Source organism: Salmonella sp. WC3 (assembly GCF_042932255.1).
In the GTDB taxonomy this organism is placed as follows: Bacteria; Pseudomonadota; Gammaproteobacteria; order Enterobacterales; family Enterobacteriaceae; genus Salmonella; species Salmonella enterica.
On record NZ_CP170629.1, the window covers coordinates 1,447,144 to 1,472,477 of the forward strand.

At 53.6% G+C, this 25,334-nt stretch carries 19 protein-coding genes, 2 pseudogenes and 1 other annotated feature; of the genes and pseudogenes, 11 read left to right on the forward strand and 10 right to left on the reverse strand.

The features are described 5' to 3' along the window. Positions 1-24: 24 nt before the first annotated feature. From tomB to acrA, 3 genes are all read right to left on the reverse strand, one after another. Positions 25-399 carry an Hha toxicity modulator TomB gene (gene tomB, locus ACFK9X_RS06795; RefSeq protein WP_000344807.1) on the reverse strand — a complete coding sequence of 125 codons (375 nt, stop codon included), beginning with the start codon at positions 397-399 and terminating at the stop codon, positions 25-27. Between the two features lie 495 nt (positions 400-894). Then, the gene (acrB, locus tag ACFK9X_RS06800) at positions 895-4,044 is read right to left on the reverse strand and encodes an efflux RND transporter permease AcrB (protein WP_151115940.1); all 3,150 of its coding nucleotides are present in this window, start codon (positions 4,042-4,044) and stop codon (positions 895-897) included. A 22-nt stretch (positions 4,045-4,066) separates the two neighbouring features. Next, positions 4,067-5,260, reverse strand: coding sequence for a multidrug efflux RND transporter periplasmic adaptor subunit AcrA (gene acrA, locus ACFK9X_RS06805; protein ID WP_151115942.1), 1,194 nt, complete (start codon positions 5,258-5,260; stop codon positions 4,067-4,069). A 141-nt stretch (positions 5,261-5,401) separates the two neighbouring features. Between acrA and acrR the strand changes: the two genes are divergently transcribed. Together acrR and mscK are read left to right on the forward strand one after the other, a co-directional pair. Beyond that, positions 5,402-6,055: a multidrug efflux transporter transcriptional repressor AcrR gene (gene acrR, locus ACFK9X_RS06810; protein WP_151115944.1), complete on the forward strand. Its 654-nt coding sequence runs from the start codon at positions 5,402-5,404 to the stop codon at positions 6,053-6,055. A gap of 118 nt (positions 6,056-6,173) precedes the next feature. Continuing rightward, positions 6,174-9,536, forward strand: a complete 3,363-nt coding sequence (gene mscK, locus ACFK9X_RS06815) for a mechanosensitive channel MscK (protein WP_000178248.1) — start codon at positions 6,174-6,176, stop codon at positions 9,534-9,536. Between the two features lie 41 nt (positions 9,537-9,577). Here mscK and ACFK9X_RS06820 read toward each other — a convergent pair. The 4 genes and pseudogenes from ACFK9X_RS06820 to priC all read right to left on the reverse strand — a co-directional run. Next, a pseudogene (locus ACFK9X_RS06820) lies at positions 9,578-10,057 on the reverse strand (Rpn family recombination-promoting nuclease/putative transposase); the annotation flags it as partial. A 125-nt stretch (positions 10,058-10,182) separates the two neighbouring features. Next, positions 10,183-10,626 (reverse strand): annotated as a pseudogene (locus ACFK9X_RS06825) (Rpn family recombination-promoting nuclease/putative transposase); the annotation flags it as partial. 69 nt (positions 10,627-10,695) lie between these two features. After that, complete coding sequence (gene rsmS / locus ACFK9X_RS06830; RefSeq protein ID WP_000051161.1) at positions 10,696-10,863, reverse strand: pleiotropic regulatory protein RsmS; 168 nt, start codon at positions 10,861-10,863, stop codon at positions 10,696-10,698. Positions 10,864-10,876: 13 nt separating this feature from the next. Continuing rightward, a complete protein-coding gene (priC, locus tag ACFK9X_RS06835; protein WP_011233110.1) occupies positions 10,877-11,404 on the reverse strand; it encodes a primosomal replication protein N'' in 528 nt (175 codons plus the stop codon). A gap of 68 nt (positions 11,405-11,472) precedes the next feature. Between priC and ACFK9X_RS06840 the strand changes: the two genes are divergently transcribed. From ACFK9X_RS06840 to hemH, 8 genes are all read left to right on the forward strand, one after another. Beyond that, positions 11,473-11,850, forward strand: a complete 378-nt coding sequence (locus ACFK9X_RS06840; RefSeq protein ID WP_001189860.1) for a DUF454 family protein — start codon at positions 11,473-11,475, stop codon at positions 11,848-11,850. Positions 11,851-12,002: 152 nt separating this feature from the next. Then, a complete protein-coding gene (apt, locus tag ACFK9X_RS06845; protein ID WP_000127350.1) occupies positions 12,003-12,554 on the forward strand; it encodes an adenine phosphoribosyltransferase in 552 nt (183 codons plus the stop codon). A 113-nt stretch (positions 12,555-12,667) separates the two neighbouring features. Continuing rightward, entirely contained in the window at positions 12,668-14,596 is a 1,929-nt protein-coding gene (dnaX, locus tag ACFK9X_RS06850) for a DNA polymerase III subunit gamma/tau (RefSeq protein ID WP_000121967.1), read from the forward strand. Then, positions 13,929-13,993: a sequence feature (DnaX frameshifting element), on the forward strand. It overlaps the preceding gene by 65 nt. Positions 14,597-14,641: 45 nt before the next feature. After that, the gene (locus ACFK9X_RS06855) at positions 14,642-14,971 is read left to right on the forward strand and encodes a YbaB/EbfC family nucleoid-associated protein (RefSeq protein ID WP_000467098.1); all 330 of its coding nucleotides are present in this window, start codon (positions 14,642-14,644) and stop codon (positions 14,969-14,971) included. Then, positions 14,971-15,576: a recombination mediator RecR gene (gene recR / locus ACFK9X_RS06860; protein ID WP_001195023.1), complete on the forward strand. Its 606-nt coding sequence runs from the start codon at positions 14,971-14,973 to the stop codon at positions 15,574-15,576. Before ACFK9X_RS06855 ends, recR begins: the two co-directional genes overlap by 1 nt. 110 nt (positions 15,577-15,686) lie before the next feature. After that, entirely contained in the window at positions 15,687-17,561 is a 1,875-nt protein-coding gene (gene htpG / locus ACFK9X_RS06865; protein WP_001523272.1) for a molecular chaperone HtpG, read from the forward strand. Positions 17,562-17,802: 241 nt separating this feature from the next. Then, positions 17,803-18,447 (forward strand): adenylate kinase, encoded by a 645-nt coding sequence (gene adk / locus ACFK9X_RS06870; protein ID WP_001220237.1) that lies wholly within the window; start codon positions 17,803-17,805, stop codon positions 18,445-18,447. Between the two features lie 228 nt (positions 18,448-18,675). Continuing rightward, positions 18,676-19,638, forward strand: coding sequence for a ferrochelatase (gene hemH, locus ACFK9X_RS06875; RefSeq protein WP_001250078.1), 963 nt, complete (start codon positions 18,676-18,678; stop codon positions 19,636-19,638). Here the strand turns inward: hemH and aes are convergent. After that, the gene (gene aes, locus ACFK9X_RS06880) at positions 19,635-20,606 is read right to left on the reverse strand and encodes an acetyl esterase (RefSeq protein WP_151115947.1); all 972 of its coding nucleotides are present in this window, start codon (positions 20,604-20,606) and stop codon (positions 19,635-19,637) included. The two genes, hemH and aes, sit on opposite strands and share 4 nt — an antisense overlap. 152 nt (positions 20,607-20,758) lie before the next feature. On the opposite strand from aes, the gene gsk reads away from it, so the two are divergent. Then, a complete protein-coding gene (gsk, locus tag ACFK9X_RS06885; RefSeq protein ID WP_000671593.1) occupies positions 20,759-22,063 on the forward strand; it encodes an inosine/guanosine kinase in 1,305 nt (434 codons plus the stop codon). A gap of 122 nt (positions 22,064-22,185) precedes the next feature. Here gsk and ybaL read toward each other — a convergent pair whose 3' ends face one another. Further along, complete coding sequence (gene ybaL, locus ACFK9X_RS06890) at positions 22,186-23,862, reverse strand: YbaL family putative K(+) efflux transporter (RefSeq protein ID WP_000546202.1); 1,677 nt, start codon at positions 23,860-23,862, stop codon at positions 22,186-22,188. A gap of 214 nt (positions 23,863-24,076) precedes the next feature. Continuing rightward, positions 24,077-25,297, reverse strand: coding sequence for an MFS transporter (locus ACFK9X_RS06895; protein WP_151115949.1), 1,221 nt, complete (start codon positions 25,295-25,297; stop codon positions 24,077-24,079). Positions 25,298-25,334 lie beyond the last annotated feature (37 nt).

A 25,334-nucleotide genomic window follows, 5' to 3' on the forward strand; every position in this document is an offset into this window, starting at 1 on the left:
TTCTACCTATGATTGTAATAATTTTTAACAAGACAAACTAACAGGATTAGCCCTGGTGGCGTTGACGAAACAACGGAACAGGCGGTTGCCCGATTTACGCCATTTTTGCAAATCCTGCGTATTAATACCATAGCTGCTGAACAACATAAAGGTGTCGTCCAGGTATTCATCTATCTGCGCAATCAATTTATTGTCTTCATTGTACTTAATTTTATAATTAAGCGCGAAAGTTGCAATATGCTCTATCAGCTCATTGAGCTGCAGGTTGACTGCTGAGGTCGGGTCATTAACCCAGCCATGGTTGCTTTCTTCAAGGTTTGCAAGACAGTCATGATACAGAGTTTCGCAAAGAAATTTAAGCTGTGCTATATCATGTCTTTTGGGTGAGTATTCGTCCATAATGCATCCCCTTTTTAGTGGCTTAAACTAACCGAACACCTTCGGGATGGATACAACTAACTAACCTGGTACTTCCCACGTCACCTTATGATTTAACTATAATCTACTCTAAAAAACTTTTCATCGTCATATTACTAAAAATTACAATTGCGTGAAAGCCGTGTGTCGCCATACTTTTTCGAATTTTAACAGTGAACGTCGGTCGCCTAAAAAGGAACCAGTTTTATTGCTCGTATAATCATTGGGTTAACGTTTTTTAGCTTTTCAGGCTAAAACAATAGACTCTGATAGGAGAAAATAGCCAGGAATATTCTTAATATTTCTTAATTAATGGCTGAATTAAGAAATGGCCAACTTTCCTAAGAAAAGCCTTTAACGCAGTAAGGATTATACCTTTTATTAATATGGCAAAAAATAATCAATCTAACAATAAGCGTATTTTATGATTTTTGCGTAAAAAAGGCCGCTTGCGCGGCCTTATCAACAGTGAGCAAATCAGCGATGTTCTGTCGAATGACTATGCTCAATATCTTCGCTTTTACGGCTAAAGCGGCGGCGTACCACCACGAAGAAGACTGGTACGAAGAAAATAGCCAGTACGGTTGCCGTTACCATCCCGCCCAGTACGCCAGTACCTACCGCATTCTGCGCGCCGGAACCCGCGCCGGAACTGATAACCAGCGGCATAACCCCCAGCATGAACGCTAACGAGGTCATCAGAATCGGGCGCAAACGCATCCGGACGGCCTCCAGCGTCGCTTCTACCAGACCTTTCCCTTCTTTATCCATTAAGTCTTTGGCGAATTCGACGATAAGTATCGCGTTCTTCGCCGACAACCCAATGGTTGTGAGCAGGCCCACCTGGAAGTAAACGTCGTTAGTCAGTCCGCGGAAGGTCGCAGCCAGCAGCGCGCCGATAACCCCAAGCGGAACAACCAGCATTACGGAGAACGGGATAGACCAGCTCTCATACAATGCCGCCAGACACAGGAAGACGACGATCAGCGAGATAGCATACAGAGCAGGGGCCTGGTTGCCGGACAACCGCTCCTGGTAGGACATCCCGGTCCAGTCATATCCAATGCCTGACGGCAGCTTGCTGGCCAGTTCCTCCATCATCGCCATCGCTTCACCAGTACTCTTGCTTGGCGCCGCCTGACCCAGAATTTCCATCGAAGGCAGACCGTTATAGCGTTCCAGACGCGGCGAACCATATTCCCAGCGGGAAGAGGAGAATGCGGAGAACGGCACCATCTGACCATCGCTACCACGAACGTACCAGTCGTTAATATCATCCGGCAACATGCGGTATTTCGCTTCGGACATCACGTAAACTTTCTTCACACGACCGCGATCGATAAAGTCGTTTACATAGCTGCCGCCCCATGCTGCGCCCAGCGTGGTATTAATGTCGCTAATAGACACGCCCAGCGCCTGAGCTTTTTCCTGGTCGATATCGATTTTAAACTGCGGCGTATCTTCCAGACCGTTAGGTCGAACGCCGACCAGCAGATCAGGATATTTCGCCACCTCGCCGAACAACTGATTACGTGCCTGGGTGAGTTTTTCATGACCAAGTCCCGCCTGGTCAATCAACTCGAAGTCAAAGCCGGTTGCGGTGCCCAGTTCAACAATCGCCGGCAGGTTAAAGGCGAAGACCATCGCATCTTTAATTTGTGAAAACGCTGCGGTTGCCCGCTGGGTAATCGCTTCAACCTTGTTTTTTTCGCCTGGACGATCGGCCCAGTCTTTCAACGACACGAATGCAATACCGGTATTCTGACCGCGCCCTGCAAAACCGAAGCCGTTGACGGCGAATACCGATTCAACGTTGGCTTTCTCTTTGTTCAGATAGTAATCCGTGACCTCATCCAGCACTTTTTGCGTGCGCTCTTGCGTCGCGCCGGCGGGGAGCTGGACCATTGTCAGGAATACACCCTGGTCTTCATCCGGCAAGAAAGAGCTTGGCAGACGAACGAACAGATAAGCCATACCGACGACGATAATGAGATAGAGCAGCAGATAACGCCCGGTGCTGCGCAGAATATTGCCTACGCTATCGGTGTAGTGATGCGTGCTCTTATCGAACAGGCGGTTAAACCAGCCGAAAAAGCCTTTTTTCCCTTCGCCATGATCGCCTTTGGCGACGGGTTTGAGCATCGTCGCGCACAGCGCAGGCGTCAGGATCAGCGCGACCAGCACCGACAGCGCCATCGCCGATACGATGGTGATAGAGAACTGACGATAAATTGCCCCGGTTGAGCCGCCAAAGAAGGCCATCGGAATAAATACCGCCGACAGTACCATCGCGATACCCACCAATGCGCCCTGAATCTGGCCCATGGATTTGCGCGTCGCTTCCTTCGGCGGAAGGCCTTCTTCCGTCATAACACGTTCGACGTTCTCGACCACCACGATGGCGTCATCCACCAGCAAGCCGATGGCGAGCACCATCCCGAACATCGTCAGCGTGTTTATCGAGAAACCGAATGCCGCAAGCACGGCAAAGGTTCCCAACAACACCACCGGAACCGCAATAGTCGGAATCAACGTCGCGCGGAAGTTCTGCAGGAACAGGTACATCACCAGGAACACGAGGATAATCGCTTCGACCAGCGTTTTTACCACTTCATGAATAGAGATCTTCACGAACGGCGTGGTGTCATACGGGTAGACGATTTTCATCCCTGGCGGGAAGAACGGTTCCATTTTTTTCAGTTCGGCGCGAATAGCGGTAGCGGTATCCAGCGCGTTGGCGCCGGTAGCCAGTTTGATGCCAAGACCTGACGCTGGCTGACCGTTAAATTTCGCGATGACGTCGTAGTTCTCGCCGCCAAGCTCAATTTTCGCTACATCCCGCAGACGAACCTGAGAGCCATCCTGATTCACTTTCAGCAGGATTTTGCCAAACTCATCCGTTGAGGTCAGACGCGTTTGGGCAATAATCGATGCGTTAAGCTGCTGGCCTTTTACCGGCGGCGTACCACCGAGCTGACCTGCCGCGACCTGGGCGTTCTGCGCTTTGATCGCGTTAATCACGTCGACCGGCGTCAGTTGGTATTTGGTCAGCTCTGTCGGATTCATCCAGATACGCATCGCATACTGCGAACCAAACAGCTGGACGTCGCCCACCCCAGAGGTACGGCTGATCGGATCTTTCATATTGGCGGCAACGTAATCCGAAATATCCTCCTGGGTCATGGTGCCGTCGGTGTTAATGACGCCCACTACCATCAGGAAGCTACTTGAGGACTTCTCAACGCTCACGCCCTGTTGCTGTACTTCCTGGGGAAGTAACGGCATTGCCAGTTGCAACTTGTTTTGAACCTGAACCTGCGCGATGTCCGCATCGGTGCCGGATTCAAAGGTCAGCGTGATCTGCACGGTCCCCGTGGAGTCACTGTTGGAGGACATATACATCAGGTTATCGATACCGTTCATATTCTGTTCGATAACCTGCGTGACGGTATCCTGTACCGTTTTCGCATCAGCGCCAGGGTAGGTTGCGGAGATCGTCACTGCTGGTGGCGCAATCGTCGGATATTGCGCTACCGGCAATTTGAGGATCGCGAGCCCCCCTGCCAACATGATGATGATGGCGATCACCCACGCAAATATAGGGCGATCGATAAAGAAATTAGGCATGTCTTAACGGCTCCTGTTTAAGTTAAGACCTGGGCTGAGCAGGTTGATCACCGCTTGCGGCTTGCTGTTTGTTATCCGCGGTAATTTCCTGCACTTTAACCTGTGCGCCAGGACGTACTTTTTGCAGCCCGCTGACGACTACGCGGTCGCCCGCTTTCAACCCGTCAGTCACCAGCCACTTATCGCCGATCGCCTGGCTTGCGACGATTTGGCGGGTTTCCACTTTGTTATCAGCGCCAACCACCAGCACCGTGGCATCGCCGCGTGGAGTACGGGTAACGCCCTGTTGTGGAACCAGTAATGCCGTCGGTTTTGTCCCTTCCTGCAGACGTGCGCGAACGAACATTCCTGGCAATAAGGTGTGAGCCGGGTTAGGGAAGATGGCGCGCAAAGTAATAGACCCGGTGGTTTGGTCAACGGTCACGTCGGAGAACTCAAGCGTACCGGACTGCGGGAATTTGATACCGTCGCTGGTCACCAGGTCGACCTTCGCTTTGCCGTTTTCCTGTTTCAGCGAACCATTTGCCAGCTCCTGCTTCAGGCGCAGGAAGTCATTGCTGGACTGGGTCACATCGACATAAATAGGGTCTAGCTGCTGCACTGTCGCCAGCGCCGACGCCTGACCGTTCTGTACCAGCGCGCCTTCCGTTACGGACGACTTACCAATACGACCGCTAATCGGTGAGGTGACTTTGGTATACGCCAGGTTGATACGTGCGGTTTCAACGGCGGCTTTTGCTGCGACAACGGCGGCAGTCGCTTGTTGCGCATCAGCCAGCGCCTGATCGTATTCCTGCTTACTGATGTACTGCGTACCCAGCAGCTTTTGATAACGCTTCACCGTCAGTTCAGCGATATTCGCGGCGGCCTGCGCTTTTGCCAGATCGCCCTTAGCGCTGTCGTAAGTCGCCTGGTAGGTCGCAGGATCAATCTGATAGAGAGAGACTCCCGCTTCGATATCACTTCCCTCAACGAAATTACGCTTCAGGATAATGCCGCTTACCTGTGGGCGAACTTCGGCGATACGGTAAGCAACGGTACGACCCGGAAGTTCAGTTGTGATTTGCAGTGGTTCCGTTTTTAGTGTGACAACTCCAACTTCTGGCATCTGCTGGCCGCCTTGCTGGTCCTGTTTGTCGTCACATCCTGTTAGCGCTAAGCTGCCTGAGAGCATCAGAACGACCGCCAGAGGCGTTAACCCTCTGTTTTTGTTCATATGTAAACCTCGAGTGTCCGATTTCAAATTGGTCAATGGTCAAAGGTCCTTAAACCCATTGCTGCGTTTATATTATCGTCGTGCTATGGTACATACATCCATAAATGTATGTAAATCTAACGCCTGTAAATTCACCGACATATGGCACGAAAAACCAAACAACAAGCGCTGGAGACACGACAACACATCCTGGATGTGGCCCTGCGTTTGTTCTCGCAGCAAGGCGTATCAGCAACCTCGCTGGCGGAGATTGCGAACGCTGCTGGCGTGACGCGCGGCGCAATCTATTGGCATTTCAAAAATAAGTCGGATTTATTCAGTGAGATCTGGGAGCTATCAGAATCCAATATTGGTGAGCTTGAGATTGAGTATCAGGCAAAATTCCCCGACGATCCACTATCTGTATTAAGAGAAATTTTAGTTCATATTCTTGAAGCTACTGTAACAGAAGAACGACGCCGCTTATTGATGGAGATTATATTCCATAAATGTGAGTTTGTCGGAGAAATGGTTGTGGTTCAACAGGCGCAACGTAGCCTTTGTCTGGAAAGTTACGATCGGATTGAACAAACGTTAAAACGTTGTATTAATGCTAAAATGCTGCCTGAAAATCTGCTGACTCGTCGTGCGGCGATACTGATGCGCAGCTTTATTTCAGGGCTCATGGAAAACTGGTTATTTGCTCCGCAATCGTTTGATTTAAAAAAAGAAGCTCGCGCCTACGTCACGATCCTGCTGGAGATGTATCAATTGTGTCCGACGCTGCGCGCGTCGACGGTCAACGGCTCCCCCTGATAATATTCCAGGAAAACTCCTGGACATTTTCTGTGTCGCTATTCTGTTTGTTACAGGCGTGATATTCTTGCGACTCAATTATTTCCGGTCTGCTTGCCGGTTCAGACACTTCATTCTCATGACTATGTTGCAGCTTTATAAACGTTCACAGCATTTTGTTTTTATTACAATTAGCGTCCTTATTATCCTGCTGTCCTGTCAGTCTCTGGCGTTTGCCCGGGGGCAAACGAATGGCGACCTGCCGTCAAAAGCGGATGTGCAAAACCAGCTGGATACGCTGAATAAGCAAAAAGATCTCTCCGCCCAGGATAAGCTCGTCCAGCAAGACCTTATTGATACGTTAGCTACGCTGGAGAAAATCGAGCGGGTGAAAGAGGAGACCGTACAGCTACGGCAGAAGGTGGCGCAGGCGCCTGAAAAAATGCGTCAGGCGACGGCTGCGTTGAATGCGCTGAGCGATGTCGATAATGATGATGAAATGCGAAAAACGCTGAGTGCGCTTTCGCTACGTCAGCTTGAGCTGCGCGTGGCGCAGGTACTGGATGATTTGCAAAATTCGCAAAACGATCTTGCCGCTTATAACAGCCAGCTTGTTTCGCTACAGACCCAGCCTGAGCGCGTGCAAAACGCCATGTATACCGCCTCACAGCAAATACAGCAAATCCGTAACCGTCTTGACGGCAATAACGTCGGCGAAGCTGCGCTTCGCCCCAGCCAACAGGTGTTATTACAGGCACAACAGGCGCTGCTTAATGCGCAGATCGACCAGCAACGCAAGAGTCTTGAAGGAAATACCGTTTTGCAGGACACCCTGCAAAAACAGCGGGATTACGTGACGGCCAACAGTAATCGCCTTGAACATCAGCTTCAACTTTTACAAGAGGCGGTCAACAGTAAACGACTTACGCTAACGGAAAAAACGGCCCAGGAGGCCATTTCGCCGGACGAAACGGCGCGTATCCAGGCGAACCCGCTGGTAAAACAGGAACTGGATATTAACCATCAACTCAGCCAGCGTCTGATTGTCGCGACCGAAAACGGCAATATGTTGATGCAGCAAAACATTAAAGTAAAAAACTGGCTCGATCGCGCGCTGCAGTCGGAAAGAAATATCAAAGAACAGATTGCCGTCTTAAAAGGCAGCCTGTTGCTGTCGCGTATTCTTTATCAACAGCAGCAAACTCTGCCCTCCGCCGACGAACTCGAAGATATGACCAACCGCATTGCGGATTTGCGTCTGGAGCAGTTTGAAATCAACCAGCAGCGTGATGCCTTATTCCAAAGCGATGCCTTTGTCGACAAGCTGGAGGAGGGGCATACCAGCGAGGTGAATGATGAAGTTCATGATGCGTTGCTTCAGGTGGTGGAGATGCGCCGTGAGCTATTGGATCAGCTAAATAAACAGTTGGGTAACCAGCTGATGATGGCGATTAACCTGCAAGTTAACCAGCAGCAGCTGATGAGCGTCTCGAAAAATCTGAAAGCCATTCTGACGCAGCAGATTTTTTGGGTGAACAGTAACCGCCCTATGGACTGGGACTGGCTTAAAGCGTTCCCCCAAACGTTAAAAGAGCAATTCAGCGCCATGAAAATCACGGTGAACTGGCAAAAAGCCTGGCCCGCGGTATTTATTGCTTTTTTGGCCGGGTTGCCGCTCTTGCTCATCGCCGGTTTAATCCGCTGGCGTCTGAAATGGTTAAAAGCGTATCAACAGAAGCTGGCCGCCGCCGTGGGATCGCTGCGTAACGATAGTCAGCTCAATACGCCAAAAGCTATTCTGATCGATCTGATCCGCGCGCTGCCGGTGTGCCTGATTATCCTCGCGCTTGGACTGATCCTGCTGACCATGCAGCTAAATATCAGCGATCTGCTCTGGGCCTTTAGTAAAAAGCTCGCGATGTTCTGGCTGGTCTTTGGGCTGTGCTGGAAGGTGCTGGAAAAAGAGGGCGTGGCGATACGCCATTTTGGTATGCCGGCGCAGTTGACCAGCCACTGGCGTCGCCAGATTGTACGCATTAGCCTCGCATTGCTGCCGCTGCACTTTTGGTCTGTGGTGGCGGAGTTGTCGCCGCTGAATCTGATGGATGACGTGCTGGGGCAGGCGGTTATTTTCCTCAATCTGCTGGTCATAACATTGCTGGTGTGGCCACTGTGCCGGGAAAGCTGGCGCGATAAAGAATCTCACGGCATTCGACTGGTGACCGTGACGATTCTTTCCATTATTCCGGTGGCGTTAATGGTATTAACGGCGACCGGCTATTTCTATACCACCCTGCGCCTGGCGGGGCGCTGGATTGAAACCGTCTATCTGGTCATTATCTGGAACCTGCTTTATCAAACGGTGCTGCGCGGGTTAAGTGTAGCAGCGCGCCGGATTGCCTGGCGACGCGCGCTGGCTCGTCGTCAGAACCTAGTAAAAGAGGGAGCGGAAGGGGCGGAGCCACAGGAAGAACCCACCATCGCGCTGGAGCAGATTAACCAGCAAACATTACGTATCACGATGCTGCTAATGCTTGCCCTGTTTGGCGTTATGTTCTGGGCGATTTGGTCCGATTTGATCACCGTATTCAGCTATCTTGATAGCATCACGCTGTGGCACTACAACGGCTCCGAAGCTGGCGCTGCGGTGGTGAAAAGCGTGACGATGGGCAGCTTGCTATTTGCCATTATTGCCGCGATGGTGGCCTGGGCGCTCATCCGCAACTTACCCGGCCTGCTGGAAGTGCTGGTGCTTTCACGCCTGAATATGCGCCAGGGGGCTTCGTATGCGATCACCACGATCCTTAACTACGTCATTATCGCTGTTGGCGCGATGACAGTATTCGGATCGCTCGGCGTCTCGTGGGATAAACTCCAGTGGCTGGCGGCGGCGTTGTCGGTAGGTCTCGGTTTTGGGCTACAGGAGATCTTCGGTAACTTTGTCTCGGGTTTAATCATCCTCTTCGAACGTCCGGTACGCATTGGCGATACGGTAACGATCGGCACCTACTCCGGCACGGTCAGTAAGATTCGTATTCGCGCCACCACTATTACCGATTTTGATCGTAAAGAAGTGATCATTCCGAACAAAGCGTTCGTAACGGAGCGGCTGATTAACTGGTCCCTGTCCGATACCACGACTCGTCTGGTGATCCGGCTTGGCGTGGCCTATGGCTCGGATCTGGAGAAAGTGAAAAGAGTCCTGCTACAGGCGGCGATGGAGCATCCGAAGGTGATGCACGATCCGGAACCTGCCGTATTCTTCACCACCTTTGGCGCCAGCACTCTGGATCATGAACTGCGTCTGTATGTGCGTGAATTGCGCGATCGTAGCCATACGGTGGATGAACTGAACCGCGCGATCGATCGATTGTGCCGTGAAAATGATATCAATATCGCCTTTAACCAGCTTGAGGTGCATCTGCATAACGCGAAGGGCGACGAAGTCACTGAAGTGAAGCGCGATCTCAACGGCGGCGATCTGGCGCCGGCGGCAAGCTAAAAGGCGGTGGGCTGCGCGCTTTATGAGTGCGCGCGGCGCCGCTAATGCGAAAGCGTAGAAAGCTCTTCCGGCGTAATGCCGGTGACGCTGGCGATGAGCCCAGGTTTCAGCCCGTTGGCAAGCATTTTGCGGGCAATAGCGCGCGCTTCGGCCTCACGGCCTTGTGCTAACCCTTGCTCAAGGCCTTTTTGCAACCCTTCCGTTCGGCCTTTTTCTTCCAGCCATTCCGCTATTGTCATCAGTTGTTCCTTATACTGCGGCGCGCCCTGCGCCAGTTGACGAATTAGCGCCCCGGGTTCTGCGGCGTTTCCTGCTTTCAACATATAGTTGATCAGTACACTGAGCTGCGTGTCCGTCAAATGATCCTGCGTTAAAAGCGTGATAAGGGGGTCGAGCAGTTCGCTTAAATCGCGTTGACGAATATGTTTTTACAGGAGCTCTAACATCGCTATCCGCCGATGCTGCAAAAGCTGATTATCCGGCATTGTCGTCAGGTAGACCAGCGCAAATTCATGACTGTATATACCCTTCATACTTCAAGTTGCTTATGTGTTGGCTACGCTCGCTCACCCCAGTCACATAGTTATCTATGCTCCTGGGGACTCACTCCCTTGCCGCCTTTAAGCAACTCGAATTATTTTGGGTATAAGGCCTTCGCCATATCCGGTTTCACAAACATATTATGCCAGTTAAGGCTATAGGGCCACGGGCTTTCCGGACCGTGATAAAAGAGGATTGGTACCACCAGCGGCAAGGTATCATGGCCGGCATCCAGATGACGCTGCATGGCGGCAATGGCGTAACGCATCAGGCGAAAAGCCATCAGCCGGTCTGATTTGCTCTGATGTTCAATGAGCGCGTAAACATACCCGGGGCCGTGTTGGGTATGCAGAGAGTAGAGAATATCTGAATAGCGGCTGCGTAAATTGTCTTCAACAAAACTCCCCGACTCCAGCTTCAGTGAATCCAGATCGCAGATTGCAAGAAAGTCTTCTGGCATGTGGAGAGCCAGAAAGTCGCGGGCGACCTCTTTTTGCATCAGCATTTGTCGAAATACCGCATCGTGCGGCGTGGTGGGTAGACGTTCCATGACCCATCCCTTGTTGCCTGACTGTAGCGACCACTCTGTCAGCGACAACGAGGACAAACCAGAGGGCAATTACTCTGTTTGCGAGTCGTCCTCCGTACTTTTTAACTTGTTTTCGTAATCTCGCATAACTATTTCCAGCGCGCGTAGCACCGTTCGTGCCGGTAAGCGATTCTCTTCAAGCAGCACAATTAAATCCACGGCCAGTTTGACTTCATCAGGGGCATTTTCAAGCGACATACTTTCTCCAGGATTAACGGGTTAAACGCGCCAGTACGTTTTCTATTTTCTCCAGCGCATGTCGGCAGCGCGCCAGCCGTCCTTCATAGATCTCGACTTCCTTTTGCAGCGTTTGTTGTTCGACAAGGCCGGTCGCCTGCGCCAGACGAATTTTGCGCTCCTGTGTCATCGCCAGTAGTCGACGTTCAAACTCCTGATGCTGTATTCGTCTGCGCTGCCAACGGCCAAGCCCTGGCGCGGCGGCGTCCCACTGGCGTAGCGACCAGGTGGCGGTTTCACGCGATATCGCCTCCAGTTGCGAAGCCAGATGTTCCGCCAGCCAGGCGACTTGCGGCAGTTGCTCATGTTTTACCGCCTGACGCAACGCGGCGAGATTGGCGTCAGCCTCTTCCAGATATCCCTGCAACAGAGTACTGCGGGTACGGAAAAGATGTCGGTCAAAGCGCGCGCTTAACGTCGCATGTTGCGCCAGCGGCGCGCAGCGTTGGCGTAGCGTCGCCAGCCTCTCTTCCAGCGTCTGTAACAGCATAGCGGTTTTCAATTCAACACCCCGATGAAAATAAGACAGGCTGTGCTACAGTAGCCTTCTGTTTGATAACGATTCGCATTATGCAACGTACTATTTTAATCATCATTGGCTGGCTGGCGGTAGTATTAGGGACATTGGGCGTGGTTTTGCCCCTGTTGCCGACTACGCCGTTCATTTTACTGGCGGCCTGGTGTTTCGCCCGCTCGTCGCCGCGTTTCCATGCCTGGTTGTTATACCGCTCATGGTTTGGCGGTTATCTGCGCCACTGGCAGCGCTATCGGGCCATGCCGCCGGGAGCGAAACCGCGAGCGATCGCGTTGATATTGCTGACCTTTGGTATCTCGCTGTGGCTGGTGAATATGATGTGGGTGCGGGTGCTGCTGTTGGTTATTTTGGCCTGTCTGCTGATTTTTATGTGGCGGATACCGGTGATTGATGAAAAGCAACAAAAGCGCTGAAGCACACGAATCGCTGTTGCAATTGTCGTTCACAGCCAGTAAATTCGACCGTTTTCGAGCACAGGCGCAGGCGGTCAAAGAGTAACCGAGCGTTACCCCTGACTGAAAAGTATTGCGCCGTGAGTAACACCGTACTTAGCAGGCATATATCCATGACCGCGACTGCACAGCAGCTTGAGTTTCTCAAAAACAGCATCAAAAGCATTCAAGATTACCCGAAACCGGGCATTCTTTTCCGTGATGTCACCAGCTTACTGGAAGACCCGAAAGCCTACGCGCTCAGTATTGAACTGTTGGTTGAGCGTTATAAAAATGCGGGTATCACCAAAGTGGTCGGCACCGAAGCGCGTGGCTTCCTGTTTGGCGCGCCGGTTGCGCTTGGGCTGGGCGTTGGTTTTGTTCCGGTACGTAAACCGCGCAAATTACCGCGTGAAACTATTGCCGAGACCTATGAATTAGAGTACGGCACCGATCAGCTGGAAATCCATGTCGACGCGATTAAACCTGGCGACAACGTGCTGGTCGTGGACGATCTGCTGGCGACTGGCGGCACCATTGAGGCGACCGTGAAGCTGATCCGTCGTCTGGGCGGGAAAGTCACCGATGCGGCGTTCATCATTAATTTGTTCGATCTGGGCGGCGAGCAGCGTCTGGAAAAGCAGGGGATTACCTGTTATAGCCTGGTGCCGTTTCCTGGGCATTGATTCAGGCTATCCGCACTGCTATTTTAGCCAGAGAGACAACCTCGCTGTATCGGCGAGGTTGTGTTAGCATTACCCTTCTATGAATCCACCTTCCAGCGTTTCAGAGCCTGCCAATGAGTTATCAGGTCTTAGCCAGAAAATGGCGCCCACAAACCTTTGCTGACGTCGTCGGCCAGGAACATGTGCTGACCGCACTGGCGAACGGCTTGTCGTTAGGGCGCATTCATCACGCATATCTTTTTTCCGGCACGCGCGGCGTCGGTAAAACCTCTATCGCCCGACTGCTGGCGAAGGGGCTGAACTGCGAAACCGGTATTACCGCGACGCCGTGCGGCGTTTGCGATAACTGTCGGGAAATTGAGCAGGGGCGTTTTGTCGATCTCATTGAGATTGACGCCGCATCGCGTACCAAAGTCGAAGACACCCGCGACCTGCTGGATAACGTCCAGTACGCGCCTGCGCGCGGTCGCTTTAAAGTCTATCTGATCGATGAAGTCCACATGCTGTCGCGCCACAGCTTTAATGCGCTACTTAAAACGCTTGAAGAGCCGCCAGCGCATGTGAAATTTTTACTGGCGACCACCGATCCGCAGAAGCTGCCGGTGACCATTTTGTCGCGCTGCCTACAGTTTCATCTCAAAGCGCTGGATGTTGAACAGATTCGCCATCAGCTTGAGCATATTCTCAATGAGGAACATATCGCTCACGAACCCCGCGCGTTGCAGTTGTTATCGCGTGCGGCTGACGGCAGCCTGCGCGATGCATTAAGTCTGACTGACCAGGCGATCGCCAGCGGCGACGGGCAGGTTTCGACGCAGGCGGTAAGCGCCATGCTCGGTACGCTGGACGACGACCAGGCTTTGTCATTAGTCGAGGCGGTGGTTGACGCTAACGGCGAACGCGTCATGTCGCTTATCAACGAGGCGGCGGCGCGCGGTATTGAATGGGAAGCGCTGCTGGTCGAAATGCTTAGCCTGCTGCACCGTATTGCGATGGTGCAACTTTCGCCTGCCGCGTTAGGCAGCGATATGGCGGCTATCGAGCAACGGATGCGCGAACTTGCCCGGACGGTGCCTCCCGGCGATCTTCAGCTCTATTATCAGACGTTGTTGATTGGTCGCAAAGAATTGCCCTGGGCGCCGGACCGGCGGATGGGCGTTGAAATGACGTTACTGCGTGCACTGGCGTTTCACCCGCGTATGCCCTTGCCGGAGCCTGAAACGCCGCGGCAGTCTTTTGCGCCCGTGGCCCCAACGGCGGTAATGACGCCGCCGCAGGTGCAGCAGCCGTCGGCGCCCGCGCCGCAGACATCGCCAGCGCCGCTGCCGGCATCTACCAGTCAGGTGCTGGCGGCGCGCAATCAGCTACAGCGCGCGCAGGGAGTAACCAAAACAAAAAAGAGTGAACCGGCAGCCGCATCCCGCGCGCGGCCGGTGAATAACTCTGCGCTGGAGCGGCTGGCCTCGGTTTCGGAGCGCGTACAGGCGCGCCCGGCGCCGTCTGCGCTGGAAACGGCGCCAGTAAAGAAAGAGGCTTATCGCTGGAAGGCCACCACGCCGGTAGTACAAACCAAAGAAGTGGTGGCTACGCCAAAAGCGCTTAAGAAAGCTCTGGAGCATGAAAAAACGCCGGAGCTGGCGGCTAAACTGGCGGCGGAGGCGATTGAGCGCGATCCGTGGGCGGCGCAGGTAAGCCAGCTTTCTTTGCCTAAGCTGGTGGAGCAGGTGGCGCTCAATGCCTGGAAGGAGCAGAACGGCAACGCGGTTTGTCTGCATCTGCGCTCGACGCAGCGGCACCTCAATTCCAGCGGCGCGCAGCAAAAGCTGGCGCAAGCGCTCAGCGATTTGACGGGAACGACGGTTGAACTGACCATCGTTGAAGATGATAATCCCGCGGTGCGTACGCCGCTGGAATGGCGTCAGGCCATTTATGAAGAGAAACTCGCGCAAGCGCGTGAGTCAATTATTGCGGATAATAACATTCAGACGCTGCGTCGATTCTTCGACGCCGAGCTGGATGAAGAGAGTATCCGCCCCATTTGATCGTAAGCCCGGCTTGCGATTGTGAACCATCAAGAGAGAGAGCTTATGTTTGGAAAAGGCGGTCTGGGCAATCTGATGAAGCAGGCCCAGCAGATGCAGGAAAAAATGCAGAAAATGCAGGAAGAGATTGCGCAGCTGGAAGTGACCGGCGAATCCGGCGCGGGTCTGGTGAAGGTTACCATCAACGGCGCGCATAACTGCCGCCGCGTGGAAATTGACCCAAGCCTGCTGGAAGATGACAAAGAGATGCTGGAAGATCTGGTCGCTGCGGCCTTTAACGATGCGGCGCGCCGCATTGAAGAGACGCAAAAAGAGAAGATGGCTTCCGTCTCTTCCGGTATGCAACTGCCGCCAGGCTTTAAGATGCCATTCTGATGCAAACCAGTCCGCTGTTAACTCAGCTTATGGAAGCGTTGCGCTGCCTTCCGGGCGTCGGCCCTAAGTCGGCGCAGCGGATGGCGTTTACCCTGTTGCAGCGCGATCGCAGCGGCGGAATGCGCCTGGCGCAGGCGCTGACCCGGGCGATGTCGGAAATCGGCCACTGCGCCGACTGCCGCACCTTTACCGAGCAGGATGTCTGTAATATTTGCTCGAACCCGCGGCGTCAGGAAAACGGCCAGATTTGCGTGGTGGAGAGTCCTGCGGATATCTACGCCATTGAGCAGACCGGGCAATTTTCCGGGCGGTATTTCGTGCTGATGGGCCACCTGTCGCCGCTGGACGGCATCGGGCCGGATGATATCGGTCTCGATCGTCTGGAACAGCGGCTGGCGTCAGAAAAAATCAGCGAGCTGATCCTCGCGACCAACCCGACGGTTGAAGGGGAGGCTACCGCGAACTATATTGCCGAGCTGTGCGCGGAGGCCGGCGTCGAAGCCAGTCGTATCGCCCACGGCGTGCCGGTTGGCGGCGAACTGGAGATGGTCGACGGTACTACGCTGTCCCACTCGCTGGCGGGACGCCATAAGATTATTTTCTGAACAAACGGAGGCGGCATTCGCGGCCTCCGCTTGAAATCACACCCGCTTGTCCCCATCTCACCCTCAACGTATTTTTACCATTAAAAATGGCATTGTTGAGGTCTATCCACATGAAAGGACAAGAAACGCGTGGTTTTCAGTCAGAAGTTAAACAACTTCTGCACCTGATGATCCATTCTCTTTATTCCAATAAAGAAATCTTCCTGCGTGAACTCATCTCTAACGCCTCAGATGCGGCGGACAAGCTGCGTTTCCGCGCTCTGTCAAACCCGGACCTGTATGAAGGAGATGGCGAGCTGCGTGTGCGCGTCTCTTTCGATAAAGATAAGCGTACGTTGACCATTGCCGATAACGGCGTGGGGATGAATCGTGATGAGGTGATTGACCACTTAGGCACCATTGCCAAGTCCGGCACCAAATCTTTCCTCGAATCAATGGGGTCCGATCAGGCGAAAGATAGCCAGCTCATCGGTCAGTTTGGCGTAGGCTTCTACTCCGCGTTTATTGTGGCCGATAAAGTGACCGTTCGTACCCGTGCGGCAGGCGACAAGCCGGAAAATGGCGTGTTCTGGGAATCGGCAGGCGAAGGCGAATACACCGTTGCCGATATCACCAAAAATGACCGTGGTACGGAAATCACCTTACACCTGCGTGAAGGCGAAGATGAATTCCTCGATGACTGGCGCGTACGCTCGATTATCAGTAAATATTCCGATCACATCGCATTGCCGGTAGAGATTGAAAAACGGGAAGAAAAAGACGGCGAAACCGTGATTTCCTGGGAGAAAATCAACAAGGCTCAGGCGTTGTGGACCCGCAACAAGTCGGAAATTAAAGACGACGAGTACAACGAGTTTTACAAGCACATCGCGCATGATTTCACCGATCCGCTGACCTGGAGCCACAACCGCGTGGAAGGTAAGCAGGAGTACACCAGCCTGCTGTATATCCCGTCGCAGGCACCGTGGGATCTGTGGAACCGCGATCACAAACATGGTCTGAAGTTGTACGTACAGCGCGTGTTCATTATGGACGATGCCGAGCAGTTCATGCCGAACTATCTGCGTTTCGTGCGCGGCCTGATTGATTCTAATGACCTGCCGTTGAACGTCTCCCGTGAAATCCTGCAGGACAGCACGGTAACGCGTAATCTGCGTAGCGCTCTGACCAAACGCGTCCTGCAAATGCTGGAAAAACTGGCGAAAGACGACGCGGAAAAATACCAAACTTTCTGGAAACAGTTCGGTCTGGTGCTGAAAGAAGGTCCGGCGGAAGATCACGCCAACCAGGAAGCGATCGCTAAACTGTTGCGCTTTGCCTCCACCCATACCGACTCTTCCGCCCAGACCGTGTCGCTGGAAGATTACGTCTCCCGGATGAAAGAAGGGCAGGAAAAAATCTACTACATCACCGCAGACAGCTATGCGGCGGCGAAAAACAGCCCGCACCTGGAGCTGCTGCGTAAGAAAGGCATCGAAGTGCTGCTGCTCTCCGATCGCATCGATGAGTGGATGATGAACTACCTGACCGAGTTTGACGGTAAAGCATTCCAGTCGGTCGCTAAAGCCGATGAGTCCATCGAAAAACTGGCGGATGAAGTCGACGAAAACGCGAAAGAAGCGGAAAAGGCGCTTGAGCCGTTCGTGGAGCGTGTCAAAACCCTGCTGGGCGATCGCGTGAAAGAGGTGCGTCTGACGCACCGTTTAACCGATACGCCGGCGATTGTCACCACCGATGCGGATGAAATGAGCACCCAGATGGCGAAACTGTTCGCCGCGGCCGGTCAGTCCGTGCCGGAAGTGAAATACATCTTTGAGCTCAACCCGGATCATGTGCTGGTTAAACGCACTGCCGATACCGAGGATGAAGCGCAGTTTAAAGAGTGGGTCGAGCTGCTGCTGGATCAGGCGCTGTTCGCTGAACGCGGTACGCTGGAAGATCCGAACCAGTTTATCCGCCGTATGAACCAGTTGCTGGTGTCCTGATAACGCTCATCTGATTGCCGGATGGCGACGCGAAGCATCTTATCCGGCCTACGGGCGAGTACTGTTTGTAGGCCGGATAAGCGCCAGCGCCATCCGGCATTTTTTATAATACCTTCTTTTTTCTGGATTTCTCTTCGTTAACCGTTTCAGCATCAGGCGGCTTCCTTGAGCGAAATGCGTGATGGTGGTATCGTTTAGCGCTTTTTAAAAAATATCGACAACCTTTGAGGGGATTTTCGTAATGCGTATTATTCTGCTTGGCGCTCCGGGCGCGGGTAAAGGAACTCAGGCTCAGTTCATCATGGAGAAATATGGTATTCCGCAAATCTCCACTGGCGATATGCTGCGCGCCGCAGTGAAATCAGGCTCCGAGTTGGGCAAACAGGCGAAAGATATCATGGACGCCGGTAAACTGGTGACCGATGAACTGGTGATTGCGCTGGTTAAAGAGCGTATCGCCCAGGAAGACTGCCGTAACGGTTTTCTGCTGGACGGTTTTCCGCGCACGATCCCGCAGGCTGACGCGATGAAAGAAGCGGGTATTGTCGTGGATTACGTGCTGGAATTCGACGTACCGGACGAACTGATCGTTGACCGTATTGTGGGTCGTCGCGTGCACGCCGCCTCTGGCCGCGTTTACCACGTTAAGTTTAATCCGCCGAAAGTAGAAGGCAAAGATGACGTCACCGGTGAAGATCTGACGACCCGTAAAGACGATCAGGAAGAGACCGTTCGCAAACGTCTGGTGGAATATCATCAGATGACCGCGCCGCTGATTGGCTACTACCAGAAAGAAGCGGAAGCGGGCAACACCAAATACGCTAAAGTTGACGGTACGCAGGCCGTTGCCGACGTGCGCGCAGCGCTGGAAAAAATCCTCGGTTAATTTTTTCGCGTAGTGAACCGCTTATCAGGCCTGCCATTATCCCGCAAGCCTGATAAGCGTAGCGCCATCAGGCAATCGGTGCCGGATGGCGGCCTGAACGCCTTATTCGGCCTGCTGGTATCGTTAGCGCCATTCGGCGAATTCTCGTCTTACCTCTCGCAGCAATTAGTTCTTCTTTATCACTTTTCCGCTACAATTATCAACAATTTGAATAGATAAGAGGCGGCAATGCGTCAGACGAAAACCGGTATCCTGCTGGCTAACCTTGGCACGCCAGATGCCCCAACTCCCGAAGCGGTAAAGCGCTACCTGAAACAATTTTTAAGCGACAGACGCGTGGTGGATACTCCTCGTCTGCTGTGGTGGCCGCTGCTGCGTGGCGTTATTTTACCGCTGCGTTCGCCGCGCGTCGCGAAACTTTATCAATCTATCTGGATGGATGGCGGTTCGCCGCTCATGGTATATAGCCGCGAACAGCAACAGGCGCTGGCCGCGCGGTTGCCAGACACGCCCGTCGCGCTGGGGATGAGCTACGGCTCGCCCTCGCTGGAAAGCGCTGTCGATGAACTGTTAGCAAGCGACGTCGACCATATCGTCGTGCTGCCGTTGTACCCGCAATACTCTTGCTCAACGGTGGGCGCAGTCTGGGACGAACTGGGGCGGATACTGGCGCGTAAACGTCGTATTCCCGGTATCTCATTTATTCGCGATTACGCGGATGACGGCGCTTATATCGATGCGCTGGCGAAAAGCGCGCGTGAGTCGTTCGCCAGGCACGGCGAGCCCGATGTGCTTCTGCTCTCCTATCACGGCATTCCACAACGTTATGCGGATGAAGGCGATGACTATCCGCAGCGCTGTCGCGATACCACGCGCGAACTGGTTTCCGCATTGGGACTGCCGCCGGAAAAGGTAATGATGACGTTCCAGTCGCGCTTTGGCCGTGAACCGTGGCTGACGCCGTACACCGATGAAACGCTAAAAATGTTGGGTGAAAAGGGGACTGGCCATATTCAGGTCATGTGTCCGGGATTTGCCGCGGATTGTCTGGAGACGCTGGAAGAGATAGCGGAACAGAACCGCGAGATTTTCCTTGAAGCGGGCGGTAAAAAATATGCGTACATTCCGGCGCTGAACGCGACGCCGGAACATATTGATATGATGCTGAAACTCACGGCGCCGTACCGTTAACGCGGCGTCTTCATCCTCGCCATAAAGAAGCGTGCGCCGTCCTGCAAGGCATCGTCGGCGATTGTCATCATTCGCGAATAGTGCAGAAAGGCGTGCAGCGTGCCGGGATACATTTTGTATTCGCAGGGCTGCTGGTGCGCCTGTAATGTCTGGTGCAGCAAGCGGCTGTCATCAATGAGCGGATCAAACTCCGCGCTGGCAATAAAGCAGGGCGGCACATCGCGCGTGAGATCGTTATTAAACAGACAATACCAGGGCGATTCCCGATCTTCATCGTTACGCAGATAGGCCTTTTCGTACATGTCCAGATCTTCACGCGTCAGGCCGTCCCACGCGCCGCCGAACAGACGGCGGCTTACCGAGTCCTGCAACCCATACAACCCATACCACAACAGAATTGCGATAACGTTACCGCAGCGAATGTGCTTATCACGTAGCCAGAGCGCGCTGGCAAGCGCCAGCATGGCGCCTGCGGAATCCCCGGCGAAACCGATTTTCTCCACGTTGAGCGAGTATTCATCGGCATGTTGAGAGAAGTAGCTGCATACCGCGACGGTTTCTTCAATGGCCTGCGGATAACGCGCTTGCGGCGACAGCGAATAATCAATACCGATCACGGTGCAGCCGGTATAACGCGCCAGCAGACGCATTATCCGGTCATGCGTATCCAGGTTACCGAGGATAAATCCGCCGCCGTGCAGATAGTATAAGGTGGCCTGACTGGTCGGCTGCGGCGAGTAGAGCCGGGGTGTTACATCGCCATAAGGAGTAGGGACGGCGCAGGTGCGGGTGGTCATGGACGGCGCGTCGGCATTCCAGAAACGGCGCTCAAGAAGATAATACTGACGCTGGGTCTCAATATCGCCATCGGCAGGCCAGGGGGGAAGGCCTGGTTGCTGGAAGTTTACGACGGCTGTCATTTCGTCAGATAGTCGGGTGAGTACGGGAATTTTATTTTCCGGCTTCATAAAACGCTCCTTGTGAAAGTGAACCATTGTAAAAAACGCGGCTGGAGAAACTGCGATCTCGTCGTCCGATATTGAAACGCCATCGTCCGTCGCGCGCAGCAGGGGGAATGTGCTACCATGCAGCGCTCCGTTATTCATCCGTAAGCACAATCATGAAATTTCCCGGTAAACGTAAATCCAAACACTATTTTCCCGTCAATGCGCGTGACCCGTTGTTGCAACAAATTCAGCCAGAACAGGAAACCAATGCCTCCTGGGTCGTCGGTATCGACCAGACGTTGGTGGATATTGAGGCGAAAGTGGATGACGATTTTATTACACGCTATGGATTAAGCGCCGGGCATTCTCTGGTGATAGAAGACGAGGTGGCGGAGAAGCTGTATCAGGAACTGACGCGGGAAAATCTGATCACCCATCAGTTTGCTGGCGGCACCATAGGCAATACGATGCATAATTACTCGGTACTGGCGGATGACCGTTCGGTGTTACTGGGCGTGATGTGCAGCAACATTGAGATTGGCAGCTACGCTTATCGCTACCTGTGTAATACTTCCAGCCGTACCGACCTGAATTATCTGCAAGCGGTAGATGGCCCGATTGGCCGCTGTTTCACGCTGATTGGCGAATCCGGCGAGCGTACCTTCGCTATCAGCCCCGGCCATATGAATCAGCTACGGGCGGAAAGTATTCCGGAAGCGGTGATCGCTGGCGCTTCCGCGCTGGTGTTGACCTCATATCTGGTGCGCTGTAAGCCTGGCGAACCGATGCCTGACGCGACGATGAAAGCGATCGAATACGCGAAAAAGCATAACGTGCCGGTTGTCATGACGCTGGGCACCAAATTTGTGATCGCCGATAATCCGCAGTGGTGGCAGGCGTTTCTCAAAGAGAATGTCTCGATTCTGGCAATGAATGAAGAAGAAGCGGAAGCGCTGACCGGCGAAAACGACCCGCTGCTGGCGGCGGATAAGGCGCTGGACTGGGTCGACCTGGTGTTATGCACCGCCGGGCCGATAGGGTTATATATGGCAGGCTTCACCGAAGAGGAAGCAAAACGTAAAACCCAGCATCCTCTGCTGCCGGGGGCTATTGCTGAATTTAACCAGTATGAATTTAGCCGGGCAATGCGCCATAAAGATTGTACTAATCCGCTGCGCGTTTATTCGCATATTGCGCCGTATATGGGCGGGCCGGAAAAAATCATGAACACCAACGGCGCGGGCGATGGCGCGCTGGCGGCGCTGCTGCACGATATTACGGCGAACAGTTACCATCGTAGCAACGTACCGAACTCCAGTAAGCACAAATTCACCTGGCTGACCTATTCGTCGCTGGCGCAGGTGTGTAAATATGCTAACCGTGTCAGTTATCAGGTACTGAACCAGCATTCTCCGCGTCTGACACGTGGGCTGCCGGAGCGTGAGGACAGCCTGGAAGAGTCGTACTGGGATCGCTAATCTGGCTTGCCCGATGGCGCTGCGCGCATCGGGCCGTCCGGCGTTGATTGCCTGATAGCCCGGTCTACGTAAAGTGGGACATTCCATGCCGGATAAGACGTTTGTTGTCGTCCGGCAAACCCTTAACTGGCGACGACTTCACCTGCGGGCGGCGTTTCAAGCAGTTCCAGCATCGCCCGGGCAATTTCTCGCTCGCCCATCACTACCTGATTGGCTCCCCGCTCGGTAATATATTTCACTTCATCATCATAGTGCGCGCGGGCGATTATCTCGATATCAGGGCTTTTTTCCCGCGCTGAGGCGACAATCTCGCCGGCTTCGTACCCGTTGGGGATGGTCAACAACAGCCAGCGGGCGCAGTCCAGATGCGCCAGATTCATAATTTCTTCGTTAGCGGCGTTGCCCAGCACGGCGCGAATCCCGCGTTCGCGCAGTTCATCCACGCGGGTACGGGACGTTTCGATAACCACCAGCGGAATCCCCGCCGCCAGTAATTTTTCTCCCAGCAGACTGCCTACGCGGCCAAAACCCACCAGCAGGGCATGATTACAGATATCCACCGGAATTTGCTTCTCTTCTTCGATAGCCTCTTCCAGAGTTTGCTCTTCCAGCGTTTCGGTTTTCGCCAGATACTTCTCCAGCAGGGTAAACAGTACGGGATTAAGCATAATCGACAAAATAGCGCCTGCCAGCACCAGGTTCTGTCCCGCTTGCGGCAGCAGGTTGAGCGCCATGCCGAGTCCGGCGAGAATAAAGGCGAACTCGCCGATTTGCGCCAGGCTGGCGGCAATGGTCAGCGCGGTTCGCGGCGAGTGGCCGAACATACGCACCAGGAAAAACGCAGCGATCGATTTACCAAAGACGATAATGGCAAGCGTCGCCAACACCGCCAGCGGCTGTTGAATCAAGACTAACGGATCGAACAACATGCCGACGGAAACAAAAAACAGGACGGCAAAGGCGTCGCGCAGCGGCAACGTATCGTGCGCCGCCCGGTGACTCAGTTCCGACTCATTAAGTACCATTCCAGCGAAGAACGCGCCCAGCGCAAAAGAGACGTCAAACAGTTCTACCGCGCCAAACGCAATGCCTAACGCCAGCGCCAGTACGGAAAGGGTAAATAATTCGCGCGAGCCGGTGGCGGCGCTGCGGGCCATAATCCACGGTACCAGACGGCGTCCGACCAGCATCATGATGGCGATAAACGCCACCACTTTACCAATGGTTATCCCCATATCGACTGCCAGCGAGGCTATGCCGACATCGCCTTTTTCCACCATGCCGGCAACGGCGGGCAGCAAGACCAGCGTCAGCACCATCACCAGATCTTCGACAATCAGCCAGCCGATGGCGATTTGTCCGCGCTGGCTATCAAGGAGTTGCCGCTCCTCAAGCGCGCGCAGCAGGACGACGGTACTGGCGGTAGACAGACAGAGCCCAAAAACGATGCCGGTCATTAATGACCATCCCAGCACGGCGGAAAGCGCCATACCCAGCAGCGTCGCCACCGCTATCTGAGCGACAGCGCCGGGAATGGCGATAGACTTTACCGCCATCAAATCCTTCAGCGAAAAATGCAGCCCGACGCCGAACATCAATAGAATCACGCCGAGCTCCGCCAGCTCCGGCGCCAGTTTGGTATCCGCAACAAAACCCGGGGTAAAAGGTCCCGCCAGAACGCCCGCTAACAGATATCCCACCAGTGGAGAAATACGCAATTTGTTGGCAATCATGCCGAGAATAAAAGCGAGCACAAGGCCGCCGACAATGGTGGTGATAAGCGGGGTAGCGTGATGCATTCCGTCTCCTTTGGTTGCTGGACTCCAAAACTCCGGGTAATAGTTTATGACAATTTCAATCAGGATGTTTATAAAAAATGGTTGTGTTTTATAAAAAGATACAATCTGACGGTAAAAAGAGCACGGAACGGAAAAGTGATAAGTATGGGATGGGCAAAGCATGATGGCATCGGGATGTACAGGCGGTTAAAGCGTACCTTTAACCGCCATAAAATCACGCTTTATGTCGATTATCAGGTAAGAATATGGTCAGTATCCCCAGAAGCGGCAGGAAAGCACAGATTTTATAAACTAAATAGATACTGGTATGGTCGGCAATCAGCCCCAGCACCGCTGCGCCCAGGCCTCCCATCCCGAAGGCAAACCCGAAAAACAGTCCTGAAACCATACCGATGCGTCCTGGCAGCAGCTCCTGGGCATACACCAGAATGGCGGAAAACGCCGACGCGAGAATAAAGCCGATAATCACCGTTAAAATCCCCGTCCAGTACAGCGTGGCGTAGGGTAAAACAAGGGTAAACGGCGCGACGCCGAGAATAGAGCCCCAAATCACATATTTTCTGCCGATTTTATCGCCCACAGGCCCGCCGATTACCGTCCCGGCAGCCACCGCAAACAGGAAGGCAAACAGATGGAGCTGCGCGTTTTGTATTGATAATCCGAATTTTTGCATCAGATAAAAGGTGTAGTAGCTACTGATGCTCGCCATATAGAAATATTTCGAGAAAATGAGTAGCAATAATACGCTGACCGCCAGCACGACTTTATTGCGCGGTAGCGGGTTAGCGATTATCGCTTTTGGCTTGCCTTTCGCTATCCGGTGCTGGGCGGCATACCAGCGGCTGATCTGCGCCAGCACCACGATCGCCAGCAGCGCGGTCAGCACAAACCAGGCGACATTCCCTTTGCCATAGGGCGCGATAATCACGGCGGCCAGCAGCGGGCCCAATGAACTGCCGAAGTTACCGCCGACCTGGAAGATAGACTGCGCCAGACCATGACGTCCGCCGGAGGCCATGCGCGCCACGCGGGACGATTCCGGGTGAAAAACGGACGAGCCGGTACCCACCAGCGCCGCAGCGAGCAATACGCCGCCAAAACTTCCCGCCATTGCCAGCAGTACCAGCCCGCTCAGGGTAAAACACATGCCGACAGGCAGCGACCACGGCATGGGATACTTATCCGTCCAGTAGCCGACGACCGGTTGCAGTAGCGATGAGGCGAGCTGGAACGTCAGGGTGATCAAACCTATCTGGACGAAGGTCAGCGAAAACTCCGCCTGCAACAGGGGATAAATGGCTAAGATTAGCGACTGGATCATATCGTTCAGCAGATGGGAAAGACTGATCGCGCCCAAAATACCAAACGAAGTACGTGCTTTAGCGGCCGCTGCGGGCGCGCCGGCTAACGGCTGGGTTGGTTCACTCATGGCCATAGAAAGTCACTTAAATTTTATGCGATGTTGGAGATAG